General features: G+C 59.2%; 2 protein-coding genes. Both read left to right on the top strand.

Annotated features, from left to right (window positions below; genetic code table 11):
- Positions 1–914, top strand: a 914-nt coding sequence (locus F8I07_RS03610) for a citrate/2-methylcitrate synthase (RefSeq protein WP_292655848.1), incomplete at its 5' end; no start/stop codon positions are given.
- Between the two features lie 108 nt (positions 915–1,022).
- Positions 1,023–2,757 (top strand): leucine--tRNA ligase (gene leuS, locus F8I07_RS03605; protein ID WP_292655845.1); only part of this gene is annotated, 1,735 nt, incomplete at its 3' end.

Here is a 2,757-nt window from a genome sequence, read left to right as displayed (position 1 = left end):
GCTTCAACGATCTGCCCCGTGTCATCAACGAGGTCTATACCAAACTCTACGACGAAGGGGTGATCCTGGAGATCGAAGAGCCCGAGATCCGCACCATTCCCAAGGTCCGCCGGCCCAAAAACTTCATCTGTACCATCAGTGACGACCGGGGAGAGGAGGCCACCTACGCCGGCTATCCCATCAGCTCCGTCGCGACCCCCGATACCGGCAAGACCATCGGGGATGTCGTCAGTCTGCTCTGGTTCAAGAAGGTCTATCCCCGCTGGGCGGTCGACTTCATCGAGACCGTCATCAAGACCGTCGCCGACCACGGCCCCGCCGTCTCCGGTGCACACAACGCCAAAGTCACCGCCCGTGCCGGCAAGAGTGTCGTCGAGTCTCTGGTCACCGGACTGCTGACCATCGGTCCCCGCTTCGGCGGTGCCATCGACGGAGCGGCCAAATATTTCAAGTATGCCCACGACAACGACATGACTCCCGCCGAGTTCCTGGCCTATATGAAGAAAGAGGGGATCCCCATCCCCGGTATCGGTCACCGGATCAAATCTCTGCGCAATCCCGATCTGCGGGTCGAAGGGCTCAAGAAGTTCGCCGCGGAGCACTTCCCCCAGACTCCGCTGCTGGATTACGCTTTGACAGTGGAGCAGCTGACCACCTCCAAAAAGGACAACCTGATCCTCAACGTGGACGGGACCATCGGAATTCTCATGGTGGATATGTGGCGCTCTCTGGGCTATCACGAGGAGGAGATCGACGAGTTTATCGAGTCGGGAACCCTCAACGCCTTCTTTATCCTGGGACGGACCATCGGCTTCATCGGCCATGTCCTGGACGAGAAACGCCTGGCGATGCCCATGTACCGCCACCCCTGGGACGACATTCTCTACGACGTCCAGAAAGCGGAAGAGCTCTAAGCTCTCATCTGTAGCGGAGGGAAGAACCTTCTTCCCTCCCGTACCTTTTCTCCTCTTTCAAACCCCCCTTTCGCTATAATCACGCCAATTTCACTTATGGAGAACAATGTGAACAACGGCAGTTATGATCCTCTATCGATCGAAAAAAAGTGGCAGAAGATTTGGGAAGAAGAGAAAGCTTTCGAACCCTCCCGTGACCAGAGCCTTCCCAAAAAATACATCCTGAGCATGTTCCCCTATCCCAGTGGGCGGATTCACATGGGGCATGTGCGCAACTACGCCATCGGCGATGCCCTGGCCCGCTACTGGCGCAAGCAAGGGGTCAACGTCCTGCACCCCATCGGATGGGACGCCTTCGGGATGCCCGCCGAAAATGCCGCGATCAAGCATGGCCTGCATCCCAAAAAGTGGACCTACGAAAACATCGATTATATGCGCAAGGAGCTCTCGGCTCTGGGCCTGAGCTTCTCCAGAGAGCGGGAGTTCGCCACCTGCGATCCGCTCTATACCCGCTGGGAGCAGGAGTTTATCATCCGGATGTTCGAAGCGGGGCTACTCTACCGGGAGAGCACGACGGTCAACTGGTGTGAGAGCTGCCACACCGTCCTGGCCAACGAGCAGGTGGAGGAGGGGTGCTGCTGGCGCTGCGACAACCCCGTTGTTCAGCGGGAGATGCCCGGCTATTACATCGACATCGTCCGTTACGCCCAGGAGCTGCTGGACGATCTGGAGCAGCTGGAAGGCAAATGGCCTTCGCAAGTGCTGACGATGCAGCGCAACTGGATCGGCCGGAGTCAGGGCTTGCAGTTCCGCTTCGAACTGAGCGACGCGAGCAAGAGCAAACTCCACGGTTGTTTCGACGGCTACGACGTCTTCACCACCCGCCCCGACACGATCTTCGGGGTGACCTACTCGGCCCTGGCCCCCGAACACCCCATCGTCAAACATCTGATCGAGCACAAACTTCTGGATGAAGAGGTCATTCAACGGATCCAGGCGATGATCAACATGAGCGAGCGGGAACGCTCCCAGGCCGAAAAAGAGGGGTATCCTCTGGGGATCAGCGTCATCCACCCCCTCACCGGCGAGGATATCCCCGTCTGGACCGCTAACTTCGTCCTGGCCAGCTACGGCGGCGGAGCGGTCATGGCGGTACCCGCGCATGACGAGCGGGACTACGAGTTCGCCCAAAAGTACGATCTGCCCGTCAAACGGGTCATCGAAGGGGGCGAGCTCCCCTATACCGGTGACGGGGTGCTGGTCGAGAGCGGTGCCTTCACCGGGAAGCCCAACCGGGAAGCAATGCAGGAGATCATCGCCTTTTTCGAAGCCGAGGGGCTGGGGACGAGCCAGATCAACTACAAGCTGCGCAACTGGGGGATCAGCCGCCAGCGCTACTGGGGGGCGCCCATCCCGCTGGTGCACTGCGAAAACTGCGGCCTGGTCCCCGAGAAGCTGGAGAACCTCCCCGTGACACTCCCTGACGATGTGGAGATCACCGGAGAAGGCAATCCCCTCGAGAGCCATCCGACGTGGAAGCATTGTGAATGTCCCCAGTGCGGCGGGCCGGCGATCCGGGAGACCGATACGATGGATACCTTCATCCAGAGCTCCTGGTATCAGTTCCGTTACGCCACCGATCCGGCCAAGTGGGAAGAGGAGGGTATCGATAAAGAAGACAGCGCCTACTGGATGCCCGTCGATCAGTATATCGGAGGGATCGAACACGCGATTTTGCATCTGCTCTACGCCCGTTTCTTCACCAAGGCCCTGCGGGATCTGGGCTACCACGAGATCGACGAACCCTTCAGCCGGCTCCTGACCCAGGGGATGGTCCTCAAAG

The sequence above is a fragment of the Nitratifractor sp. genome, from assembly GCF_015487065.1.
In the GTDB taxonomy this organism is placed as follows: Bacteria; Campylobacterota; Campylobacteria; order Campylobacterales; family Sulfurovaceae; genus Nitratifractor.
This window is presented reverse-complemented; position numbering and strand designations above follow the sequence as displayed.